The 22,640-nt window shown below is 36.9% G+C and carries 19 protein-coding genes; 8 read left to right on the top strand and 11 right to left on the bottom strand.

The window, feature by feature from the left end; translation table 11 throughout:
- Positions 1-66: 66 nt before the first annotated feature.
- On the bottom strand, positions 67-933 hold the full coding sequence (locus AC27VX_RS21505) for a helix-turn-helix domain-containing protein (RefSeq protein WP_488697852.1): 867 nt from the start codon (positions 931-933) through the stop codon (positions 67-69).
- A 483-nt stretch (positions 934-1,416) separates the two neighbouring features.
- Here AC27VX_RS21505 and AC27VX_RS21510 point away from each other — a divergent pair, with 483 nt between their 5' ends.
- Together AC27VX_RS21510 and AC27VX_RS21515 are read left to right on the top strand one after the other, a co-directional pair.
- Positions 1,417-1,992: a helix-turn-helix domain-containing protein gene (locus tag AC27VX_RS21510; RefSeq protein ID WP_300690149.1), complete on the top strand. Its 576-nt coding sequence runs from the start codon at positions 1,417-1,419 to the stop codon at positions 1,990-1,992.
- Between the two features lie 87 nt (positions 1,993-2,079).
- The gene (locus AC27VX_RS21515; protein ID WP_488697855.1) at positions 2,080-3,567 is read left to right on the top strand and encodes a serine hydrolase domain-containing protein; all 1,488 of its coding nucleotides are present in this window, start codon (positions 2,080-2,082) and stop codon (positions 3,565-3,567) included.
- A 184-nt stretch (positions 3,568-3,751) separates the two neighbouring features.
- On the opposite strand, the gene AC27VX_RS21520 is transcribed toward AC27VX_RS21515, so the two are convergent.
- Positions 3,752-4,297 carry a hypothetical protein gene (locus tag AC27VX_RS21520; protein ID WP_236855368.1) on the bottom strand — a complete coding sequence of 182 codons (546 nt, stop codon included), beginning with the start codon at positions 4,295-4,297 and terminating at the stop codon, positions 3,752-3,754.
- A gap of 110 nt (positions 4,298-4,407) precedes the next feature.
- Here AC27VX_RS21520 and AC27VX_RS21525 point away from each other — a divergent pair, with 110 nt between their 5' ends.
- Positions 4,408-4,848 carry a hypothetical protein gene (locus AC27VX_RS21525; protein WP_300690153.1) on the top strand — a complete coding sequence of 147 codons (441 nt, stop codon included), beginning with the start codon at positions 4,408-4,410 and terminating at the stop codon, positions 4,846-4,848.
- A 32-nt stretch (positions 4,849-4,880) separates the two neighbouring features.
- Here AC27VX_RS21525 and AC27VX_RS21530 read toward each other — a convergent pair whose 3' ends face one another.
- From AC27VX_RS21530 to AC27VX_RS21560, 7 genes are all read right to left on the bottom strand, one after another.
- A complete protein-coding gene (locus tag AC27VX_RS21530) occupies positions 4,881-6,446 on the bottom strand; it encodes an ABC transporter permease/substrate-binding protein (protein WP_488697857.1) in 1,566 nt (521 codons plus the stop codon).
- On the bottom strand, positions 6,443-7,363 hold the full coding sequence (locus tag AC27VX_RS21535; RefSeq protein ID WP_488697859.1) for an ABC transporter ATP-binding protein: 921 nt from the start codon (positions 7,361-7,363) through the stop codon (positions 6,443-6,445). Before AC27VX_RS21535 ends, AC27VX_RS21530 begins: the two co-directional genes overlap by 4 nt.
- A gap of 9 nt (positions 7,364-7,372) precedes the next feature.
- Entirely contained in the window at positions 7,373-8,545 is a 1,173-nt protein-coding gene (egtB, locus tag AC27VX_RS21540) for an ergothioneine biosynthesis protein EgtB (RefSeq protein WP_488697861.1), read from the bottom strand.
- A gap of 79 nt (positions 8,546-8,624) precedes the next feature.
- Positions 8,625-9,608 (bottom strand): L-histidine N(alpha)-methyltransferase, encoded by a 984-nt coding sequence (gene egtD, locus AC27VX_RS21545; RefSeq protein ID WP_488697862.1) that lies wholly within the window; start codon positions 9,606-9,608, stop codon positions 8,625-8,627.
- Between the two features lie 316 nt (positions 9,609-9,924).
- Positions 9,925-11,115: an FAD-dependent oxidoreductase gene (locus AC27VX_RS21550; protein ID WP_488697864.1), complete on the bottom strand. Its 1,191-nt coding sequence runs from the start codon at positions 11,113-11,115 to the stop codon at positions 9,925-9,927.
- Between the two features lie 85 nt (positions 11,116-11,200).
- Positions 11,201-12,049, bottom strand: a complete 849-nt coding sequence (locus tag AC27VX_RS21555) for a helix-turn-helix domain-containing protein (RefSeq protein WP_488697866.1) — start codon at positions 12,047-12,049, stop codon at positions 11,201-11,203.
- A 92-nt stretch (positions 12,050-12,141) separates the two neighbouring features.
- A complete protein-coding gene (locus AC27VX_RS21560) occupies positions 12,142-13,275 on the bottom strand; it encodes a 1-acyl-sn-glycerol-3-phosphate acyltransferase (protein ID WP_488697868.1) in 1,134 nt (377 codons plus the stop codon).
- Between the two features lie 346 nt (positions 13,276-13,621).
- Between AC27VX_RS21560 and AC27VX_RS21565 the strand changes: the two genes are divergently transcribed.
- The 3 genes from AC27VX_RS21565 to AC27VX_RS21575 all read left to right on the top strand — a co-directional run bounded on the left by AC27VX_RS21565 (position 13,622) and on the right by AC27VX_RS21575 (position 17,622).
- Positions 13,622-16,093, top strand: coding sequence for a TonB-dependent receptor domain-containing protein (locus AC27VX_RS21565; RefSeq protein ID WP_488697870.1), 2,472 nt, complete (start codon positions 13,622-13,624; stop codon positions 16,091-16,093).
- Positions 16,094-16,225: 132 nt separating this feature from the next.
- The gene (locus tag AC27VX_RS21570) at positions 16,226-17,257 is read left to right on the top strand and encodes an HNH endonuclease family protein (protein WP_488697872.1); all 1,032 of its coding nucleotides are present in this window, start codon (positions 16,226-16,228) and stop codon (positions 17,255-17,257) included.
- Positions 17,257-17,622: an HIT family protein gene (locus AC27VX_RS21575; RefSeq protein WP_488697874.1), complete on the top strand. Its 366-nt coding sequence runs from the start codon at positions 17,257-17,259 to the stop codon at positions 17,620-17,622. Before AC27VX_RS21570 ends, AC27VX_RS21575 begins: the two co-directional genes overlap by 1 nt.
- A gap of 171 nt (positions 17,623-17,793) precedes the next feature.
- Here AC27VX_RS21575 and AC27VX_RS21580 read toward each other — a convergent pair whose 3' ends face one another.
- On the bottom strand, positions 17,794-19,257 hold the full coding sequence (locus AC27VX_RS21580) for a 5-methylcytosine restriction system specificity protein McrC (protein ID WP_488697875.1): 1,464 nt from the start codon (positions 19,255-19,257) through the stop codon (positions 17,794-17,796).
- Entirely contained in the window at positions 19,257-21,146 is a 1,890-nt protein-coding gene (locus AC27VX_RS21585; RefSeq protein ID WP_488697876.1) for an McrB family protein, read from the bottom strand. The genes AC27VX_RS21580 and AC27VX_RS21585 overlap by 1 nt, the downstream gene beginning before the upstream one ends.
- 325 nt (positions 21,147-21,471) lie before the next feature.
- On the opposite strand from AC27VX_RS21585, the gene AC27VX_RS21590 reads away from it, so the two are divergent.
- The gene (locus AC27VX_RS21590) at positions 21,472-22,095 is read left to right on the top strand and encodes a hypothetical protein (RefSeq protein ID WP_488697877.1); all 624 of its coding nucleotides are present in this window, start codon (positions 21,472-21,474) and stop codon (positions 22,093-22,095) included.
- Positions 22,096-22,173: 78 nt separating this feature from the next.
- Positions 22,174-22,584, top strand: coding sequence for a helix-turn-helix domain-containing protein (locus AC27VX_RS21595; RefSeq protein WP_488697879.1), 411 nt, complete (start codon positions 22,174-22,176; stop codon positions 22,582-22,584).
- The last annotated feature ends 56 nt before the right edge of the window (positions 22,585-22,640 follow it).

The following is a 22,640-nucleotide window of genomic DNA, read 5'->3' on the forward strand; positions in this document are numbered from 1 at the left end:
AGCTTCAAAATTAGAATATAGCCATAGCCGTTTCAGGGAATTAATTGGACATTTCGTGGGTAGTGTTTATTTCCTGTTTAGGTTTCGGAATTCTGATGGTGACTGGTCTTCCAGTTTTGAAAATAAACGGGTGAAGTACGTATGGTCACTGTACCCCAGTTCATAGGCAATTTCTTTTATCGTAAGATGGGTAAATGCCAATAATCTTTTTGCCTCAATTAAAATTTCCTGATGAATCCAATGCTGTGCCGGTTTACCGGTCACTTCGCGGGTTACTTCTGTAAGGTATCCTCTCGAGATAGCAAGCATTTCAGCATATTCTGATGGACTTTTCATGGTTTTATAGTTCTGCCTCGCCATAATCCTGAATGCCCTGGCAAGCTGCAAAGAACGGCTTTCACCCACTGTCTGGGAACTGCTTTCTTTTGAATAAATAAAAGCAAACATACCCAGCACAGCATGAAGTAAAGACTGGATCACTAAAGAACCTTCTTTGGAAGAAAGCATTTCATCTGTATAGAAAGCATGAAGCATAGAAGCTGCATTGCTGATCTTTTCCACCCAGTTTTTATCTATTGTTAAAGGTTTTATTTCTTCCAGAGACTCTTCAAAAACAGAACGTACAGCATCCGGAACCATATCAGATTTTATAGCAATAAACCATCCGTTCACATCTTTCATCAGAAGTCCCTGATGTACCTGACCTGGTAAAAGACAGAAAACGGTTGAATCCTGCACTTCCATGACATTGAAATCTACCATCATTTTGACATGGCCACTTTCCATACAGGTAAAGATATAATGGCTGTCTCGGTGGATCCCTTTATCCATTAGAACTTCTTCTTTATGTTCTGTATGCTGATCCATTTTCTTCACATGAAAACGATGGGTGGAAATTTCACTCAAATCATAAGTGGGAATGGTGTGCTTCATTTTTAAGCATTTTTTGCAAATCTATACTATATTTTTAAGAGAATGGCTTTAATATAATAAGATCATTATTCAAAAATTTCGATGTTGTAAACGCTTAATCAGGCTTCAATAAATATCAAAGGATCGTTGCTAAAGATAGAGTATTTAATGTTTTTTTATATTTATTTCATTGATTTTTAGTTGCTTATGTTTTCATTGATCATGCATGCCCTATCCTGTAATTACGTATTTTTACGGTAAGGTATTCAAAATATAAATCTGAAATTTGCGCCGTAATGATAAGCTAACCAGTTGGTCCAAATTTTTATATGACTTTACACCGACATCCGGAACAGAATAAACTGTTCCGGATTTCAATTATATTGATTCCAAAAATATGTCATCTATAATCAGATGATCTCAGATAAAAAAATATTACTCCTTAAAAAACTGTAAATTAGCCGCTGAAAATTAATTGAGAATACATTTCACGTAATCTTTACTATGTCCAAGCTAAAAGCCATAAGAGAACAAAAGAATCTGACCCAGGAAGAATTATCAGAAAAATCGAAGATTTCTGTAAGAACCATTCAGCGGATAGAATCCGGTACAGAACCTAAAGGACATACCCTTAGAGCGCTGGCACAAGCATTGGAAATACAGGAAATTGTACTACAGGATACCGTTGTAATTTCTGAAATAAGTGAGGTAAAGACAGAATCGAAAGAAGAGGACAAAGCACTGGAAAACATCAACTATTCTTTCATTAAAATAATCAATCTTTCATCACTCCTGTTTGTGATATTACCTCCTCTGAATATTCTTGTTCCGCTTCTGCTGATGTTCAAAATGAAGCAGAGAAATAGTCTGGCGAGACAAATTATTTCCGTACAGATAGTATGGACGGTTATGGCACCCATTGTATTTATGCTGTGGATCTTTTTGAAGATGGGACCAGAGTCTACTTTGATCATTATGATCCTGATTGTACTCTCAAATATCTTCATCATTCTTCGAAATGCCTCAGAAATAGACCGTCATAAAAAACTGTATTTGAGGTTGAATTTCAGTATGATATAAGACTGTCAGGGCTTTGTCGGGTTTTTGTCGGGTTGGTTTTTGCAGAAATAGCAGATGAAAATCTAACCTTTGTCAAAAATATTAACAATGACAAAGTATACTCATTTTATACTCACTTTTTTTATTGTTTTCTTCAGCAGCCTTAATGCTCAAATAGAAAAAAAAGACCCTTTGTACAAAACAATTATGTCCAGAGACAGTCTGCTGTTTTCTGTAGGTTTCAATACCTGTAATGCGGCACAAATGGAAAATATACTCAGCGGCCAGCTTGAATTTTATCACGATAAAGATGGCTTTTCTGATAAGAAGAAATTTATGATTGACTTCAAAAACGGTTTGTGCAGACCTTCAAAAACTTATAAAGCCAGAAGAGCTTTGGTGGAAAAAAGTACGGAGATCTACCCCATGTACAAAGAAGGTCAGGTATATGCTGTTATCCAAAATGGGAATCATCTGTTTTATGAAAAAGAAACTGATCAGCCAGAGAAACTAACAGGTTCTGCTAAATTTACGCATGTATGGATTAAGGAGAATGGCGAATGGAAACTGAAAAGATCATTCAGTTTTGACCATCAGGAGAAAAAGACTGTTGATGATGACAATGTTTTTGAAGATGACCAGGCGATTGAAAACTGGCTGAAAGAAAATAAAATTCCAACATTAGGATTAGGAATTATTGAAGGAGGAGAGCTGAAGCAGGTAAAAGTTTTCGGGGACATAAAAAAAGGAGTTTCTGCCCCTTATAATACCTATTTTAATGTAGCTTCTATTACTAAACCTATCACCACCATGGTTACAATGCATCTGGTAAGTTTAGGGAAATGGAAACTGGATGAACCTCTTGATCAGTACTGGATAGATCCGGATCTTGCTAATGATCCGAGGCATAAAAAACTAACGACAAGAATGATTCTTACCCATAAGACAGGCTTTCCAAACTGGAGATGGATGAATGCTGACAAAAAGCTGCATTTTCAGTTTGATCCCGGAACGAAATACCAATATTCAGGAGAAGGATTCGAATACCTTAGGAAGGCTTTAGAAAAGAAATTTGGGAAATCGCTGGATCAGCTGGCCCAAGAATTGATTTTTAAACCACTCAAAATGAATGATACCAATTATATCTGGGATCAAAATACAGATGAATCAAGATTTGCAATCGGATATGATAAAGAAGGTAAACCTTATCCGATAGAAAAAAACAAAATGGCAAATGCTGCTGATGATTTACACACTACGATAGAAGATTTAGGAAATTTTATGGTCAACATTATGAAAGGCGGAAGCCTGAAACCTGAGGTATTTAAAGAAATGATCAGAAAGCAGGTGAAAATAAGAGATAATAAATATTTTGGATTAGGTTTTGAGGTGTATGATCTGGGAAATGATGAGTATGCCTTATCCCATGGAGGGGCCGACCAGGGTACGCGCTGTATTACTCTTGTGCTGCCAAAATCAGGAAAAGGAATTGTGATCTTTACCAATACCGATGACGGCTCTAAAATCTATGAAAAGCTCGTCCTTCATTATCTGGGTGAAGAAGGAAAGAAGATCGTTGAAATAGAAAACAAATAATAAAGAATTCAATAAGGATGAGTTTTAGCCCATCCCTCCATATTATTTCCTTTCTAATGGCTTTAGCCCAAATCTGCTCGTCACAATAATTATAATTCATTGTACAAACAAAAAAGAATTCATGAATTCATAGCAAAAAAGAAATAAAAAAGCCTGTATTTTAAGTACAGGCTTTCAATAATTTTTATCTTACTTTTTCCAGAAGGTACAGTTTGGCACCGGAAAAGGCCAGTTTAGGCATCAGGTTGCCTTCCAGAATCATCGTTTTGCTGTTAACGTCAATCACGGAAATATAATTGCTGGATTTGTATTCTATATAATTTTCCTTTTCCTTAGTTACAGGATTTTTCCCGAACTCTAATGAATATTTCACCCAGTCTTCCTTATCCGAACTGCAGTGTACCGGCTTGAATTTAGACTTTTTAGCCTTAAAGATAATTTGGTCAAAACCTTCCGTACAATCTGAGGTAAATGAACCGTCAGGATTCTGATCTTTAGAAAAATCTTCAAAAGAACCTTTGTACACTCCAACTACTTTCCAGGTTCCATCCAGGCGGTCTTCATCAATCTTTCCTTTAGCTTTGCTCACTGCCCAGCTGATGCCGTTTACCGTTCCTTTTACAGCTTTGTAACTTAAACTTACCGCTCCCGAAACTACTTTTGTAGCTGTTCTTACCACACATGAATTAAGAATAAATACAGCTGAAACCAGCAATAGTGTTTTTTTCATATTTTTGAATTTTGTACGAAGATAATGTTTATTTTAAACAGATAATGGATCTCCCATAAACGGATTAGAACTATTTAAAATATAAAATTAATTTTGCTAAAAGAATAAAAATGCCTTTTGACCGATCCATATTAACAGAAAAATTAAAGAAAAGAGCTTCTGATTTTTTTATTTCTAAGCGTGAAATTACAGAAGTGATTTTCAATAGAGATGAAATTGTTTTTACTCTTATTAAGGTACAGAAAATGGATATCCCGGATTTTACATCATTTATCATTGCTGCTATGGGTGCTTCCGGTTCCGATGAATGGGAAATGCAAAATTCAGAAATCCTGATGACAGATCAGGAAAAGATGCTTCAGCAGATTACAGATTTTCAGCATTCCTGGAAACTTAATTTAGCAATAGAAACCTATATTGAAGGAGAAATTCAATATATTTATGAAATGATGATTGATCCTGAGAAACCTCGGCATGATAGTGAGATCAGTTTTGTTGTTGAAACCGATCGTTCTTTTATTTATTTTTTCACCCATCATTTTTATTATTAAAGAAGTTCCTCAATAATGGGAAATGCTTTATTTTACTTTCCGTCAAAATATTTCCTGAGATCAGAAATACTTTTGATATGGAGATCTTCAGCCTGCTTTCTACGCATCATCAGGGCATAGGCATTATTGAACCCTAGAGGTTGCAGCCATTGAATCCCATATTGTTTTCTAAATTCTGAATTTACATACTGATAGGTTTTATCGGCACTTTGGCTCACGCTTTTGATAGTCTGTTCTGTTGGTTTTAAAAGGACAAGCAGTCCGGTTCCGGTATATTCCGGATAAAAATCAATAGCGTCATTCATTAAAGCATCAAAACAGATTTTGGTTCCTCCCAAACCTGTTTTCGTTTCCACCTTATAGTGCGTATAGCCTTCAATAAGCATCGTATACATTTCTGCGAGGATATATTGTTCCCCGAATATTTTTGAGCCAATACGCACTGTTCCTGAATTTCCTTTCAGCGGACTTTTGTAGAGATTATTCTTGATTAAAAAATCTTTTGCAATTTTCTCAGGGGTCTGATTAAGATGATCTGACCTGTAATTAAGATCCGTCATAATAGAATCATTGAATTTCCCGGCCAGCATATTAAGCGTTTTTTCAAGCTCCGGAAATTTTTCCAGGGTTTTGGTCTTAATAATAGGGGCAGCGAAGTAGGGCGGAAATATTTTTTTATCATCATCCAATACATACAGGTCAAAAGCTTTGATCCTTCCGTCTGTGGAATATCCGCTGATCAGGTCAAGTTCCTTTTCATACGCAGCTTTATACATAATGGCATCACTTACTACAAGTGGATTTACATTAATACCGTACACAGAGCGCAGACCGATATCCCCGTCCTGCCTTCCCATAAATTCAGGAGTAAAACCGGCCTTAACGGTATGTTGTGAAGAATTGGTAACCATATAACCTACTCCCAATATAATAAGTAGAACAGGAACTGCAAATTTCAGCTTTTGAAACAATCGATATCCTGATTTTTGGAGTATGGCGATGGTCTGGTCCAGCAGAACGGCGAGTAATGCAGCGGGAATGGCTCCTGCCAGAATCATATTGGTATTATTAAGTGAAATACCCCCAAAGATAAATTCTCCCAAGCCACCTGCGGCAACAAAGGAAGCCAAAGTAGCTACTCCCACATTGATAACTGCTGCTGTCCTTATTCCGGCAATGATTACAGGCATGGCCAAAGGAAGTTTTACTTTCAAAAGGAGCTGTCTTCTGTTCATCCCCATTGCTTTTGCAGCTTCTATCACGGCCGGATCTACTCCTGTAATTCCGGTATAGGTATTCCGGATAACAGGTAAAAGAGCATAGATCAGCAGTGCTGCAATAGCCGGTTTCGGACCGATGCCAAAAGCGGGGATCATAAACCCCAGCAAGGCAATACTGGGAATGGTCTGCAAAATTCCGGCAATACCCAGTACAGGACTTGAAAGCTTCCTTTTTCTGGCAATCAGAATTCCTAACGGAACCCCAACGATGATCGCTAAAAAGAGAGATAAAAACGTAAGTCCCAGATGCTGTATGATCTGGGTGATTAACTTTTCGTGCTGTTCAGTAATAAACTGCCAGAGACTCTGCTTCATCATACAATCTGTAATTTTCTATAATCATTAAATGCCCTGATCAGTCTTTCATAGATTTCTGTATTCTTATGATCCGAGCTTAATTTCTGTAAAGCATTCCAGACACTTGTATCGTCTGAATTCTCCAGCGTATAATGTGAATTCTCAGAAGTGAAAAACGGACCAATATCCTGTAAGGTGGCCACTTTGTATTCCAGTAAAAGCCGGTTTTCAGCAAAGAAATCACAGACAAAATTATTGATGGGCTGGTAAAGCATTTCTTTTGGAGTTCCTGTCTGAACAATCTTCCCCTGATCCATCAGGCATATCCGATGCCCAAGTTCAAAAGCTTCCTGTACATCATGAGTAACCAATATAATTGTTTTGTTTTTAAGCTCTTCAAGAGATTGAAATTCAGAATGAATATCCGCTTTGGTAATATTGTCAAGCGCTCCGAAGGGTTCATCCATCAGTAAAACCGGAGTATCTGCAATCAGGGCTCTTGCAATACCTACACGCTGCTGCTGGCCGCCGCTCAGCTCATTGGGAAACCGTGAAAGTACTTCTTCAGAAAGATGAAGTTTCTCCAAAAGTTCATGCGTTCTTGCTGATGTTTTCTTTTTATCCCATTTCAGCAGTTCAGGAACTACGGCAATATTTTGCTGAATCGTATAATGAGGAAATAAACCGGAATGCTGCATTACAAAACCAATTCCCATTCGCAGTTCCTCTGCTTTCTGATCACGGATATTTTTACCGTTGATCAGAATGTTTCCGGAATCAGCTTCTATGAGGCGGTTGATCATTTTAAGAGTCGTTGTTTTCCCACAGCCGCTGGTTCCTAACAGCACCAGGATTTCCTGATCATTTGCCTGAAAAGAAATGTGATCTACGGCAGTTTTACCGTTAAAATTCTTTGATACTGATTCAACTGTAATCATTGGCAAAAATTATTGTGCAAGTCTGATTCCTGTAAACTGCCATTTTAAATTGGTTTGAAAAAAATTACGGTAAGTATTTCTGCTGTGTCCCGGAGGAGTCGCTTCAGAGGCACCGCGCAATACCATTTGATTGACCATGAATTTTCCATTGTATTCACCTACCGCTCCGGCTTCTTTCTTAAAATGAGGATAGGGCAGGTAAGCAGAATTGGTCCATTCCCAGCGGCTTCCCCAGTCAAAATGATCAGATGCCACTTCCCATTCTGCCTCACTTGGCAGGCGCATCCCTTTCCAGGAAGCAAAAGCAGAAGCTTCATAAAAATTGATATGACATACGGGTGCATCAGGTTCTATTTCCTGTAATCCGTTTAAGGTATAATTCATCCATCTGCCCTCCACATAATGCCAGTACAGCGGAGATTTTGCCTGATTTTGTTTTACCCAGTCCCAGCCTTCGGCATGCCAGTGTTTGAAGTCAGTATATCCGCCGGCTTCCATAAATTCAAGGTACTCACGATTGGTCACCAGCTGGCTGGCAATTTCAAAGTCGTTAAGATATACCTTATGTCTGCCTAGTTCATTGTCAAAACAAAACCCTTCACCTTTAAAGCCAATTTCATAGACTCCCTCAGAAAATCGGAGCATCTGCACATCTGCAGAACCGGATTGGATAGATTGTTTTTCTTTAGTATAAGCGGGGAAGAGGGGATTATGCCCCAGAATGTATTTAATGTCTGTCACTAGCAGCTCCTGATGCTGCTGTTCATGATTGAGGCCCAGCTCCAGAAGGGGTTCAATAGCTTCTTTCATGAACCTGCTTTGAAGGAAAGCTTTCATCTGTTCATCCACATATTTTCTGTAGCGATAAATATCTGAAACAGAAGGCCGGCTGAGGTTTCCGCGGTCAGTACGGATTACCCTTGTTCCAATGGTTTCATAGTAGCTGTTAAAGACAAAATTATACTGTGGATCAAAAACTTCGTATTCAGGGAAATTAGGAATCAGAATGAACGTTTCAAAAAACCATGTGGTATGCCCCAGGTGCCATTTCGGCGGACTTACATCCACAATCGGCTGTACTACATAATCCTCAATTTCCAATGGAGCACAGATTTCTTCAGAACGGCTGCGGACATCCGTATATTTTTTTGATAGATCTACTGTTGTAATCTCTGGTGTCATGATTTTGATTTTTTAGTGTTTTATTTTAAATGAAGGATCATGATAAATATTTTTCATGCCGGCAGAAACTGAAGATTTCTTATTTTACCTGCCAGATCGTATCTACAAACCATTCTTTTGAATCTTTGATTTCTCCGGCGGTTATAAAACCGGATTTTTCACCCAGTTCAGCAATGTGTTCAGCAGAGAACTTCTGAGAAATTTCCATATCAATAAGTTCATTTTCTTCAAATGAAATTCTGTCACGGCCAATGATTACCTCCTGTTTTTTAAGGCTTACCAGAAAACTTCTGCAAGCTCCGCTTACAGGGTCATAGGTTTGATAATGCTGAAATTGTTCGCGGTCAAAATTTCCTCCCAACTCATTATTGATACGGGTCAGAAGATTAAGATTGAAGGCAGCTGTGATCCCTTCCTTATCGTTATAAGCGTTTAAAATGACATGGGGATTTTTCTTCAGGTCAAAACCTATCAGGACACGATCTCCGGAAGATAGATTTTGATTTAAACTAAGGCAGAAACTCTGAGCTTCTTCAGGATTCATATTTCCGATATTACTTCCCAAAAACAGAATAACCTTTCTCCGGTCAGATAATGATGCCGCCTTTTGAAGCATATCAAAATAATCACCCTCCAGGCAGGTTATAGGCATATCCGGGAATTGTGTACTTAATTTTTCATTGAGTATGGAGAGAATATTTCCTGAAATATCAATCGGCATATAGGTGAATTCGAGACCTCTTTCTACAAGATGCTTCAGTAAGAATGTAGATTTCATAGCATCTCCTGCTCCCAGCTCGATCAGGTCAAAAGGTTCATTTTCAGGTATGATGAGGTCTGTAAGTTCCTGTGTCTTATTTCTGAATATGTCAAGCTCGCACCGGGTAAGATAATATTCAGGCATTGCCATGATCTGCTGGAAAAGGTGGTCGCCGATTTTATCGTAGAAATATTTTGAAGATAGCCTTTTCGGACTATTTTTTAAGCCTTCTAAAACATCCAGACGGAAATGATCAATGGGATGATTTTCAGTCTTAGCATGCGGATCTAACTGTACATTCATAGGTCTGATTTTGTGTGGTTTTTTAGATAAATGCAACTATCCTGCCTTTTTACAACATCGGGTTTCTCTGCCACTTTATCTGACTAAATATAAGTAATTTTATTTTTTTGAGAGTTTTTTTATCATGTTTTTCAGAATATCCGGCTTTTGCCGTGAAAAATGCCAGATAGAAAGTTTGCGGACATACGGGATTAAGATAAATTTTAATGAGTATTTATAAACAGCAACTTTTGAATTTTAATGATGGAATCATTCTAATGGAATGTAAACTCCTCTTACACAATATTTAAGAGGAGTTTGGAAGGTGCCGCTAGCTTTATTTATTGGTTCCGTGCAGGATTTCTCCACCCTGTAAAGACATGGTAACCGCCAGATTGCTGTATATTCTCATTTGTTTTTCATAATCTGAAACAGCTGTTGAAAGTGCGGTATTGTTCAGTAGAGCCTTCCTGATATTTTCAGCCAGCAGAGCAGCATCTATAAAAGCGGTATTAGCACCCACACCTCCTGCCGGGCTCATGGTATGAACCGCATCTCCTAAAGCCGTAATAGCTCCGGACTTCCAGGGTTCTTTAGGCAGAGAGGAGCGGATTGGTGTGACAGATAATGATTTTTGATCAGCATATTCGAATAAAGCTTTAAGTTTGGGATGCCATAACCTGGTAACCTTCTCTATACAAGCGGAGATTTTCTCTGCAGGATCGTTGTAAAAGTCTGCCGGAGCAAGTCCGAAAGCTTCTGGATTTCCAATAAATGCCCAATAGAAATAATCGGATATCGGGCTCAGCAGCTCCCATGAAGTATTCTTTTTCGAACTGTCAAATTTCATAGAATCTACGATGAGTGAAAACTGATTATTGAGGATTACAGAAGTTCCTTTCTGAAGATCGGCAGAAACTGCTTTTTGAGTTTCCGGAGAATAGAAGGTTCTGCCGTATATCGTAATATTTCCGGTATTCACCTTCTGATCTTTGCAATATTCTGACCCTATTCTGGAATGTACTCCGTCAGCAGCTATGACAAGATCTGCAGTATAAGCTGTTCCATCCGCAAATGAGAGTTTTACTTTATTATTTTCCAGTTCTTCCCATTTTGTTAATTCTTTTCCGAAGCCTATTTTTTCCTGTAATCCCTGTAGCAAGATTTCACGTATTGTCAGCCGGTTGGGCTTGAGGTCAGGTATTTCTTTTACTCCGTCGCTCCAGGATTCTACCAGTTTATTTTTTGAAGATTCAAGACTGGTTGTGAATACGTTCATGCCGGAATAGCTGGCGGCACAGGTATCAGTAAAAAGATGGTACAAATTTTCCGGAAGACACTCCTGTAGTGCCTTTCTGCCCGGTTCATTTACTCTGATCCTGTATCCCTGCGTGCGGGTATTGATGGCGGGATCTTTTTCAAAAATCTGACATTCGAGACCGTTTTTTTTCAATCCCTGGGCAAGGCACAGGCCTCCTAATCCTGCACCGATGATTGCAATACGCTTGTTTGGTTTTTTCTGTATCATAATTATTGCTTATCAATCCTGTTATTTATTTCTTATGATTGATAGAGCAAAATTAGAGTGGAGAAGTTGGGATTCCGATAGATCTTTAATGGTGATGATGGGACAAATCATGGTTTTCTGATCTGAACTGTAAGGCCGTTATTCCTGTTTCCTTTTTGAAGAATCTTGAAAAATAGACAGGATCGTCATAGCCCAGTTCAAAGGCAATCTGCTTCACATCCATAGTAGTGTACACCAGTAGACGGCGGGCTTCCCATACTATTTTCTGTTGTATCCAGTTGCTGGCCGGATATCCCGTGACGTCTTTCACTGCTTCATTCAGATAAAGAGGGGTAATGTGGAGAAGCTTTGCATATTGCTGTACCTGTTTGGTACTTCTGAAATGATCTGCAATAAGTTTCTTGAACTGTCTTGTAATCGAATATTTCTGTCCGCTGTGCTGAAAAACGGATAGTGACGTCTCAGAAATTCTTGAAATGATGATTCCAACAGCAGCGTCTGCCAATGACCGCTCTATGGATAGATGATGTAGCGTTGCATCTTTTTCTGTCTTTTCAATCAGAACAGGAAGGTCGAAAATCAGGTCACTCTCATCAATAGAAACAGACTGGTGAAACCATTGATGCATATCCATAAATTCCCGGTAAGATTCGGAAACAGCAGCAGCTTCTACAAATAGAAACCAGCCGTCATTATCTTTCTGATCAATATACTGATGAATCTGTCCCGGTGCCACAAAGCATACAGAAGGACCTTTCAGCCTTATGGTTTTAAAATCTACCTCCAGCACAAAGTCTCCTTTCTTCTGAAGAATAAACATATAATGATCATCCCGGTGAATCTCTGTCTGCTTTTCATGAAGAACAGACAAAGCCATCAGTCTGACTGCCGAATTTTCCAGCTGATTATGATGGGAAGGAATTGTTTTTTTCATCTCTACAGATCTTATATCGCTGTTACGAAGATACTCTTTCTGCAAAAAAGCTGATCCTGATCCATCAGAAAATGAGTGGTATATCCGGGGAATCAGTTTTCTTCAGTCTTTATTTTATTGATCAGAGGATTGGCGTACATCGCCAGGAAATATTCTTTAGAAACAGGATCAGACGGATCAATACGCATGTCGAGTCTTCTAATAAACAACTGTTTTTCCTGTTCGGTATATTGTGAAGCGTAGGTATGGGTATTGTGAAGCAGATCGTAGGCGATAAACTTTGTGGGCCACAACTTATAATTTCTGATAATAGAATCATCAATAACCTTTGCAATGGCCTGTAGCTGCTTGTTTTTATTATCAATATTGCCCGCTATATCATCCAGTTCTGCATCAATAACGTCACCAGCATGCAGATGAATTCTTTTCTTTTGTCCTAAAATTCCGCTGAGTATCGTGGTAAAGTCTTCATTTTTTCCTTTAATATATGCCTCATCCCTGTGTTGTGCCAGCAATTGAGGCATTTTTAGGGAATCTGTAGGGTCATACTCATAGGAAATAGAGATAGGAACAATTTTTAAAGTTTTAAAATAATCAATCAGAGATTGGTCTCCAGCTGCCATCGCAAGCATCTTTAAAACCCCCTGCTGAGTAGAATCATTCCCGTCTTTAGCACGGCCTTCACGCTGGGCAATCCATACAGAGCGGTTTTCTTCATGTAATAGCATATCAATATACTCAGACATAGTCTGCGAACTTTTAAGCTGATCACGAATAGAAAGCCCTCTCTGAACTAAAAAGTTACGGTTTAGTTTAGCGAGTACATTCAGGAAGTTTCTTTTCACAAGATTGTCCCCAATGGCTGAAGCGGTCATAATGAGACCACTTTCCAACAAAACAAGGTTAAGCAGGGAAGTATCCAATACAATATCTCTGTGATTCGAAATATAGAGGTAGGAGGTATTCTTATCAAGCTTATCAAAGCCCGAAGTCGTTAACCCTTCAGAGCTCTTTGCAAGAATCTGACGAACAGCATAGGCTACAAACTGATGCTGAAAATCACTTATAGAATAAACCTCTTTAAACTGTTCCAGCCAAACCTGCTCATCCACATCGGGAAAAGTAAAGTTCATCAGTGCTTTCATCATCGGATCATGGGCTACGCTCTGTAATCTTTCATTCACTTCCTGATCATGAAAATACCGGATTTCATCAAACTTTGACATGTTATAGTAAAAATTAAAACTTTTTGCAAAAGAACGAAAATTTATCTGGGGATGGGGTATAAAGGTTGTTAAAGTATTATGAAGGGCGTAGGAATTAGAGAATTTATCTGTTGAACTTGATGAATCATCTTTTTTAAACCATTAAGGATTATTAAGTTATTAAGGGAAGTTAAGGTGAAAATCAAGGATTTCTTTAGCCTGTATTCTTAAATCGAAGCTCTTCTTACTCTTCTTATCTCCTTAATTTTTTCTTAATGGTTTAAAATAAAATACCTCATAGCGTTATAATTCAGAATTTCTACCAAATTGATTCTCACCTTTGCCCTGTATTAATTCTAATATCACTGTGAAACAAGTAACAATTTTAGTGGCTATGTTGTGTTCAGCGTTAATGATCAACGCACAACAGGGAGCAGGTCAGGGGAAAATAAGTGGAAGAATTGTAGATTCCAACACAGGAAAATCAATAGATCATGCCAGTATTGGACTCTTAGATCAGGATAATAAAGAGATCAACGGGACGACTTCCAATGAGAAAGGGGAGTTTTTTATGGATCATATTGCCTCCGGAACCTATAAAGTGGCTGTTTTTTATGCCGGATATAAAAATAAAACAACCTCAGATATCCAGGTGATTGATAATAATGTAGCGGTTACAGTCGGTGATATTCAATTAACAAACGGAGAAACTTCTATAGAAGGCGTAACCATCGTTGGTAAAAAAGCGGTGATTGAAAATAAGGTGGATAAAATTGTTTTCAATGCGGCTAATGATGTGACTTCTCAAAACGGGGCGGTTATTGATGTCCTTCGGAAAGTCCCTCAGGTGACGGTGGATGCAGATGGAAATGTAGAACTTCAGGGAAATGCTAATATCAGGTTTTTGATTAATGGAAAGCCATCCAGTATATTTGGAAACAGCCTGGCTGATGCATTGGCATCTATTCCTGCAAGTCAGATTAAAAGTATTGAGGTGGTTTCCAGTCCGGGAGCGAAATATGATGCGCAGGGGACGGGAGGAATTATCAATATTGTTCTGAAAGATAATAAAGTAAGGGGAATCAATGGAAGTATCAATGCTACGGGCGGAACTTTATTTGAAACAGGGTCTCTGAATCTGAATTATAAGAATAATAACTTCAGCATGAATGCTTTCTTTAGCGGGAATGCTCAGTTAAAAGCCAAGACTCCTTTTTCACAGGACAGAACTTCAAGAGATGCTTCTTCCAATACCAGCACGCATTTATTACAGGATGGCTATACCGATTTTGAAAGACATGGCTACCGTACAGGTTTAGGCTTCGACTGGAGTCTTACGAAAACCAGCTCATTAAGCGGTTCCGTTTCTTTCAACAGTTTCTCCAATAAAAGTACCGGATTAATCAACCAGCAACAGTATATTACAGACTATAATACCTCTGCTGTTTCTTCAATCATCGGATCCAGAACTTCGGATAACCAATCTTCCGTTCGTTCTATAGACGGAAGTCTGAGTTTTAGGAAAACCTTTGCCAAAGAAGGGCAGGAGCTTACCGCAGATTATGTCTTCAGTTATGGCTCGCCGAAGAGCAGTTATTTTCAGACTCAAAGTTTATCAGGAGCAGTTTCACCTTACAATGGTATTTCAGGAAGTAATCCCGGAACAGATAACAGCCACAATATTTCGATAGATTATGTGCATCCTTTGAATGACAATGTTACTTTTGAAATGGGGCTTAAAACGGTGCAGCAACATATTACCAATGCCACGGATGTTCATGTTCTGAATACTTCATCCGGGCAGTATGAAACAGATCTTTTGCAGTCCTATCATTTAAATTACGATATGGGAGTTTATGCTGCTTATTTTTCCTCTAAGCTTAAGGTTTGGAACTGGCTGGATGTAAGAGCAGGTTTGAGATATGAATACACCACTCTTAAAATAGATTTCCCGAACACGAATATCCCATCGTATGGTTTATTGGTTCCATCATTGATCTTGTCCCACAAATTTGATAGTGGTGAAACAGTGAAATTATCCTATACCAGAAGATTGGAACGTCCGGAATATACAGAACTGAATCCTTTCCTTAATTTCAGTGACCCACACAATATTACCACAGGAAATCCGGCTTTGAAACCTGAAATCGGAGATAATATGGAATTAGGATACACGAAAAACTTTACGAATGGCGGAAATATCTCCTTATCCCTTGTGGAGCGTATCAACAGCCAGGATTTAAAACAGATTACGACCTTTTATCCAACATTTACAGCCAATGGAACGGAGTACACCAATGTATCGGTTACCGCAAGAGATAATATCGGCAAAGAATACAACTCCGGCGGAATTGTCTCTCTTTCCCTTCCGTTTTTCCAGAACAAAATGAATCTGAGAAGTAATATCATGGTATTTCACCGATATATTGTAAGTCATATCTACGTAGGCAACTTAGATATGGGAATGCGTTACCGGGCGAATCTGAACCTTAATTATCAGTTTCCCAAGAATTTTGTCCTGGAAGTTTTCGGAAATTACAACTCTGCCGCTAAAAATATCCAGGGGAAAAATCCACAATCCATCACCTATACCATTGCCGGAAGAAAGGAATTCTGGAACAAAAAGGCAAGTCTGGGATTCACGATTACCAATCCTTTTAATAAATACATCAAACAAGTAACCACCGTAAGCACGGGAGATTACGATTCTTATTCTGTAAGAGAATTACCGTACCGCTCTTTCGGGATCAGCTTCAGTTATAAGTTCGGAAAGATGGATTTTAAAAAGGAGAAGGATATTAGTAATGAGTATTTGAATGGGCCGGGAACTGGGAGTTAAAATGTAATCATTTTGTTTAATTATTTTTCGAAATATGTTTCATTTTGATAGTTTTGTAATCTAATAATAGTTATTTGGTTTATATTTTTACATAATTTTGTGTTTTGATAAAATACTTAATTATAGTAATAGATGCCCGCCCTTAATTTTCAGGATAATGATGCGAGTCTGGAATCTCAATGGAGAGCAATTATCCTTTTTGGGAAAAACTCAGCAACCTATAAATTTGCCTTTGCAAAATCTTTATTAGAATTAATTTCATTAGAAAAAACAACAGTATCGCTTCAGGATGTTGCACCTTCGTATGTTCAAGGTATCCTGGAACACATTAAACAGAATGATAAGCAGGGAAATTCAAAATCAAGTCTATTCTTAGAAGCTTGTAGAAATTTTAATGATCAGAAGATAGATTACGAGCATCTATTAGATATCACCGTAAAACATGGTTTTAATAACGTTGTAGATGCTTTTCATGCGGTTAATGGAAGCATTGTTAATGATGTCTTTTACCATAAAGATTATAATGGAAGCCATAAGAATTTGGTGATTACAGACAGTCTTTTGTCTCTAAAGGAAAGCCAGCAGTTTATCAATTTTGATCAGGAAGTAGATGCCCGTTGGAATCTGGTTGAGACCGCGTGGAACTTAGAAATGAATCCAAACCTTTTGGAGGTAAGGCTTGATGAGGAACTTAATCTTCTGTTTTTTGAAAACCGGATCATGAAACGAAAGAATATCTCTTCGGCCAGAGACTCATTGAATGGCTATCAGAAAGGAAAGTGTTTTTATTCTTTTCAGGATATATCCATCAAGAGTGGGGATGAAAACCTATGTGCTATAGACCATTTTTTTCCTCATGTTCATAAAATACAATTGAATGATAACGGAGCCAATGTAAACGGAATCTGGAATCTGGTTTTAGCAGATAAGAATATCAATAATGATAAAAGAGCAAAAGTTCCCGAAATAAAATACCTGGAAAGATTATATAAAAGAAACGAATTTTATATTGCCAGTAAACATCCTCTTGGTGAGACTATTATTAATCAAAGTGGGAAAACACAGGCGGAAAGGAAAAGGTTTTTGCAAAAGCAATATGATTTATCTGTAAATTTAGCCATTCAGAAATGGACACCCAATATTGAACTTCAACCTTTATTTTAATGAAAGATTTTACTGAGATTGCAGAGGAGAAAATAATTTACAGAGGAGAATATTTCTTTATCATTGAAGATGGTTTTCCTGTAGCTCCCGGACATTTATTGATTATTTCCAATGTGGTGAAAACTGATTTCTTTGCGTTGAGTACGGAAGAAAAAAGTGATCTTCCTGCTATGATTGAAAAAGCTAAAGACATTATTTTATCCCAATATCAACCGGATGCATTTAATATTGGAATGAACTGTGGTGCAGATGCGGGACAAACCGTATTTCACTTTCACTGTCACGTGATCCCAAGATACAAAGGGGATATGGATAACCCTCGGGGAGGGGTAAGACATGTAATTCCCGGAAAAGGAAGTTACTAATATTTAAAAAATGTTTATTGTATTAATTATTAGTACTAGTACTTTCAGTTACCCATTCTAAAATTTTTCTTCCTATCTGATCATTTAATATTTTGACTAGTCCTGAAAATCTGATACAGATTATAGGACAAAAATAAAAAAGGTTCAGCGTTTTAGCTGAACCTTTTTTATTTAAAGTATGGGTAAATTAATTCCCAGTTTAAATACTTGTTGATAAGCCGTGATTTGATTTTCAATATTATCAAACTGGTTTTTAATATTTTCAATTGAAAAATTATCTAATAATAAAGATGGATGATTAGAATGATCTTCATCGGGTTGGTGAAGATGAGGATAAATAATTAAGCAGTCTAATATCTTATCTTCTTTCCAATCTTTATTCTTGCTCTTTATTTCATTAATAACCTTCTTTAGACGGGAGTATCCTGAAACTTGGCGAATATCCTGATGGATATGACTTTTGGTATATTTCAACTTATATTTTGTATCAATTACCATCTCATAACCAGGCTTACTTATTAAAATATCTAATGAATTTCCGTAAGTACTGAATTGATAATGAATGTGATGAGCGTCTTCTGGATTGGCTTTGAGCAATTGGTAGTAAAAATAAAGTTCAAACAGTCTAGGCATATCGATCCAGAAAGGAGGCGTTTCTATTTTTTTCTGAGTTGTTTTCGTAATGGTATATGAAAACCGTTTCAGAATAAATTGCCCTATTCGTAAAGCCTCACCATATTCATTGAAAAAAGGATTTTTTTTAATGTGTTTCAATTGGTGTTCATCAACATCAGCACTGATATGTTCAAAAGCTGGTCTGCAATAACTTAAAATATGTTTAATAGATTTTATATTGGAAGAAAATAATAAAGAATTATTTTCAATGTAGCTGGTTGCAAAATCCAATACTTTTTTTAGAAATCTGTTTTCCAAATGATCTTCACCAAATACCTGAAATTCACAAAAAGTGGAGGTAAGCCTGTTTTTTAAAACATTTTTTTTAATATGCTGGCCTACCAAAACTTTACCCTTAACCTTGCTGTTTAGATTTTCCTGAATTTTATAATATGATTTCTTTAACCCTTTTCGTACAATTGTTTTCAAATGCTGTAAAAACTGAACAATAAGAAAAGGGGTCAAGCGGTCATTTTTCTGATCAATGGTAATAGGTTTGGTATTCCAGTCGATCTGGATTACCTTTTTTGAATACCTGGCTGTTTGTGGCAAGGCCATGATATCCAGAAGAATTTTAAGATAGTTGATTTCTCTGCTTGCTTTTTTTTCCGTGCTTTCAAATTTTTCAGGCACTTCATCTGAATTTTCTTCTTCGCTGAGGCAGTGTTGAAAATATTGGGATAAACCTGCATTGATTTTAGGCTCCACATAGATAGTCCTACCGGTATTTCCCAGCCAGTCAACGCCAACAAAATAATCTGCCTTAATCTCACAATGATTTTCTCCTTTCACCACTGAAAATGAAAAAGACTGATGGTTAAACTCTTTACTTTCCAAAGTTGTAAACAACTGAAAAGATTCATCATCAAGATGCAGTTCATCCTGCGTATCCGAAATAGGTTCTTCAGGAATAAGTCTTCTGATCAGAAAACTTTTATGTTCCGAAAGTAAAATTCCCATTAATTATTTATTTTCAGATCATTGATATATTCTTTAATATCTTTTCCGTCATGGCTTCCGATAAGAACTCCATCTTTCACATACTCCAGAAGAATAGGAACAACTTCATAATTCATCTTCATTCTGAAAATTTCCTCTTTTGTCTGATCAGCTCGTATATCTTCATTTTTGGCAATAAAATAGCTGTGTCCCAACTGAATATCCTTAGCCTCAAATTCACCACTTACATTGCCATTTTTGAATAAATCTGACACTTTTTTGAAACCTTCTGTATTAAAATGAATACGATCATCATCTTCCAGAGACTCAGGTAACACATCAATAAAAGCAAAACGTCTTCTTATCGCATAGTCGATATGGCCTACACTTCGGTCTGCGGTATTCATGGTGCCAATAATGTAAAGGTTGGGTGGGAGGATTAATTTATTTTTAACTTCATTGGTGGCATCTTCAATGGCATATATGCTTTCAACGGCTTTTCCACGATATTCCAGCGCATAGATGAGTTCTCCCAGTACAGAGGATAAATTAGCCCGGTTAATTTCATCGATGACAAGCACATAGTTCTTTAATAAGATTTCTTCAGTCTGGATTCTTTCAGGTTGATAGCTTTGCTTAAACTCATAATACTTCTCAACTACCTTCATGAAGTATGTAGCGTGCTGTCTTGTTTTCTCCTCCACCTCAGACATTTTCTTAATGTCCTGTCTTTCTTGTGCTCCGGATTCAATAATGAGTCTTAACTCCGAAAACTTCATATTTAAACCATTTTTATGAGCCTCCCAATTATCTCCTTTATATTTGAATTTGGTTTCATCCGCAGAGAATAAATATACCGAATTGGTAAGAGGATATTGATGATGGTCGTTTTCAGCCATTTCATCTTTTATTTTTTCAATAAATACCTCAAAAATATCTTCCGATATGATGGTATCTGCTGGATTTTGTGATGCCTTATAATTTTTTAATGCAGTGTGAGCAAACTCAGCTAGAATTCTGTTCTCAGCTTTAAAAAGTATGCCGTCACCATCTTCATTAGGTTTGGAGACAATGCCTCTTATAAAATCTTCGTAAGAGTAGCTAGGATGAAACTGGATAATTTTGAATTGTGGATTGTCTTTTAATTCTTTATCCTCTTTTAATCCCAATAATTGAACAGCCAGCTCCTTCGCCTGTCTGGTTTTTCCTGTTCCCGGAGGACCTTGGAGGATGATTTGCTTTTTATATTCTAAAATTTGGATCTGCTGACCCAGTTTATTTTCACTCATATCATTTTGTTCTGTGGAGGATGTGGTATTCTGTTCCTGAAAATAATCGTAAACCTGCCATGGTAAAGTTACAATTTCGAAAACCTCCTGATTAAGTTTCTTTTTAAATATCTGAAGTAGAGTATGACTGTCCTGAAACCAGTCATACGTAAGTTCCATCTCGAAATCTTCAACATGGGTATTCAACAGATAAACCAGGTGTCCCAGCTTATCTTCATTTACAATGGTACATAGAAGTTGGGGTTGTAAACTTGCTATAAGCCTGTTGGTAGCTGCTTTTTTATTATTGTCAGTACATTTTCGTATCAGTTCTTTGATCTGATGGTAGATGTCAAATAAAGGTTGCTCCTGATTTAAAGCAATGTTCTTTAAAAGTATTGAGAGTTCCGGCCAGTTTTGTTTGATCAGATCTCTTTCTGCATTTGTAAAATATCCTTGTCTAAGAGATGAAACGCATTGGTCTGCTGAGCGCATAAAAAATTCATAAAAAAGGTCCTTATCCCAGTCTTCCCACTGTTTCCCTGTGCTTGCTTCTACGACAAACCGGGGCACAAACCGGTTATATTCTCCCTGCCAGTGATCCCAAATCTCTATTTTGTCAATTAATTCTGTAAAAGTCATTTTGGTTTTTAGTTTTTCTGTATTGCCGTGTACTCATTATCCATTAGCCTATAACGGAACCTATATCGATAGTAAATTATTTTGATGTAAATGGCGGATATCTTTTATGCCATCATATAAAGAAAGGAAATGGTATTTGTTTTCACGGATTTGTTGTTTATAGATTACAATAATAAGAAAAATCTTTAATGGATGGTTACGGGAAAGCGTAAAGTTTATTAGTAAATACTTAGAAGTTATAGTTATCTACAAAATATTACGTTTTTAGAATACAGTATATAAATAATATTTAAGATATTTGAATAGTTTAATAACCAAGGAAACCATGGATAAAGATTCAATTACCCTTTTATTTCAAATAATTACAGCTGTGGGTTCTCTATCTACTTTTGGTGCTTTCTTATATTTATTTCGAAGAGATAGAGATAAGCAGGCCCAGATTGATAGACTAACACAAATATCAACTTTTTTAGAAGCTCAAAATGAGGTGATGAAAGAACATAATGATCTGATATCGCAACAAGTTGATATTTTTAGAAACACCTCAATTTTAAGAAATCAAGATGATGTTGCTGTTTCACAATTAAAAGATATCGAAGAGAAGAAACTTAAGTTAAGCGTAAAACCAAACTTATGGCTAAATGGAGCTGGATATGAAGGTCATACAGGGGAACTTAAAATTGATTTAAATAACAAAGGGGAAAATGCTAAACTTAAGGAATTTAAGTTGAATTCTTCAGATATAGTTTTACATAATGAGCATTTACCCTGGAATCTTAATAAAGGAGAAAGAAGGTATATCTTAGCTCGGTCTAATGGTAATAACCACATAAAAGATGCAAAGTATATTATTGAAATAATATATGAAGACAAATTAGGTAACAATTATTCAAATACTATTAAAGGTGAAGGTGCTAATGTGGCCTTATCTGATACTATAGAAATATAAACTAAAAAATCACCAAATTTAAGTAGACAAAAAACAACTTATTTTTCTATCTTTAAACCTCATAAATGTTGATTTATCATGGAACAAAAAATACATCAGGGGCGCAATGTGAAACGATTTAGGGAAATGCTGGGCATCAAGCAGGAAGCATTGGCTCTTGACCTTGGAGACGACTGGAACCAGAAGAAAGTTTCTCTGCTGGAACAGAAAGAAATTATTGAAGACCCTTTGCTGAAAAGAATTTCTGAAGTATTGAAAATTCCGGTGGAAGCGTTTCAGAATTTTGATGAGGAACAGGCGGTGAATATTATTTCTAATACATTTGGGGAAAATGCTTTCAGTAACTCATTTAATTACGGTACAATTAATTTTCACCCTATTGAAAAAATAGTGCAGTTGCATGATGAGAAGATTGCTCTTTATGAGAGGATGCTGAAGGAGAAGGATGATATGATGGGGAGACTTGAAAAGCTTATTGATAAAAAGTAATTTAAGATATTATAAAAGGTTCAGCATATGCTGAACCTTTTTGTATATGATTTAAT

The organism is Chryseobacterium sp. 14P4.3.2 (assembly GCF_057799275.1).

Coding starts and splice junctions, on each gene's coding strand:
- AC27VX_RS21505 (WP_488697852.1), bottom strand. CDS start 933: ATGAAGCACACCATTCCCACTTATGATTTGAGTGAAATTTCCACCCAT.
- AC27VX_RS21510 (WP_300690149.1), top strand. CDS start 1,417: ATGTCCAAGCTAAAAGCCATAAGAGAACAAAAGAATCTGACCCAGGAA.
- AC27VX_RS21515 (WP_488697855.1), top strand. CDS start 2,080: ATGACAAAGTATACTCATTTTATACTCACTTTTTTTATTGTTTTCTTC.
- AC27VX_RS21520 (WP_236855368.1), bottom strand. CDS start 4,297: ATGAAAAAAACACTATTGCTGGTTTCAGCTGTATTTATTCTTAATTCA.
- AC27VX_RS21525 (WP_300690153.1), top strand. CDS start 4,408: ATGCCTTTTGACCGATCCATATTAACAGAAAAATTAAAGAAAAGAGCT.
- AC27VX_RS21530 (WP_488697857.1), bottom strand. CDS start 6,446: ATGATGAAGCAGAGTCTCTGGCAGTTTATTACTGAACAGCACGAAAAG.
- AC27VX_RS21535 (WP_488697859.1), bottom strand. CDS start 7,363: ATGATTACAGTTGAATCAGTATCAAAGAATTTTAACGGTAAAACTGCC.
- egtB (WP_488697861.1), bottom strand. CDS start 8,545: ATGACACCAGAGATTACAACAGTAGATCTATCAAAAAAATATACGGAT.
- egtD (WP_488697862.1), bottom strand. CDS start 9,608: ATGAATGTACAGTTAGATCCGCATGCTAAGACTGAAAATCATCCCATT.
- AC27VX_RS21550 (WP_488697864.1), bottom strand. CDS start 11,115: ATGATACAGAAAAAACCAAACAAGCGTATTGCAATCATCGGTGCAGGA.
- AC27VX_RS21555 (WP_488697866.1), bottom strand. CDS start 12,049: ATGAAAAAAACAATTCCTTCCCATCATAATCAGCTGGAAAATTCGGCA.
- AC27VX_RS21560 (WP_488697868.1), bottom strand. CDS start 13,275: ATGTCAAAGTTTGATGAAATCCGGTATTTTCATGATCAGGAAGTGAAT.
- AC27VX_RS21570 (WP_488697872.1), top strand. CDS start 16,226: ATGCCCGCCCTTAATTTTCAGGATAATGATGCGAGTCTGGAATCTCAA.
- AC27VX_RS21575 (WP_488697874.1), top strand. CDS start 17,257: ATGAAAGATTTTACTGAGATTGCAGAGGAGAAAATAATTTACAGAGGA.
- AC27VX_RS21580 (WP_488697875.1), bottom strand. CDS start 19,257: ATGGGAATTTTACTTTCGGAACATAAAAGTTTTCTGATCAGAAGACTT.
- AC27VX_RS21585 (WP_488697876.1), bottom strand. CDS start 21,146: ATGACTTTTACAGAATTAATTGACAAAATAGAGATTTGGGATCACTGG.
- AC27VX_RS21590 (WP_488697877.1), top strand. CDS start 21,472: ATGGATAAAGATTCAATTACCCTTTTATTTCAAATAATTACAGCTGTG.
- AC27VX_RS21595 (WP_488697879.1), top strand. CDS start 22,174: ATGGAACAAAAAATACATCAGGGGCGCAATGTGAAACGATTTAGGGAA.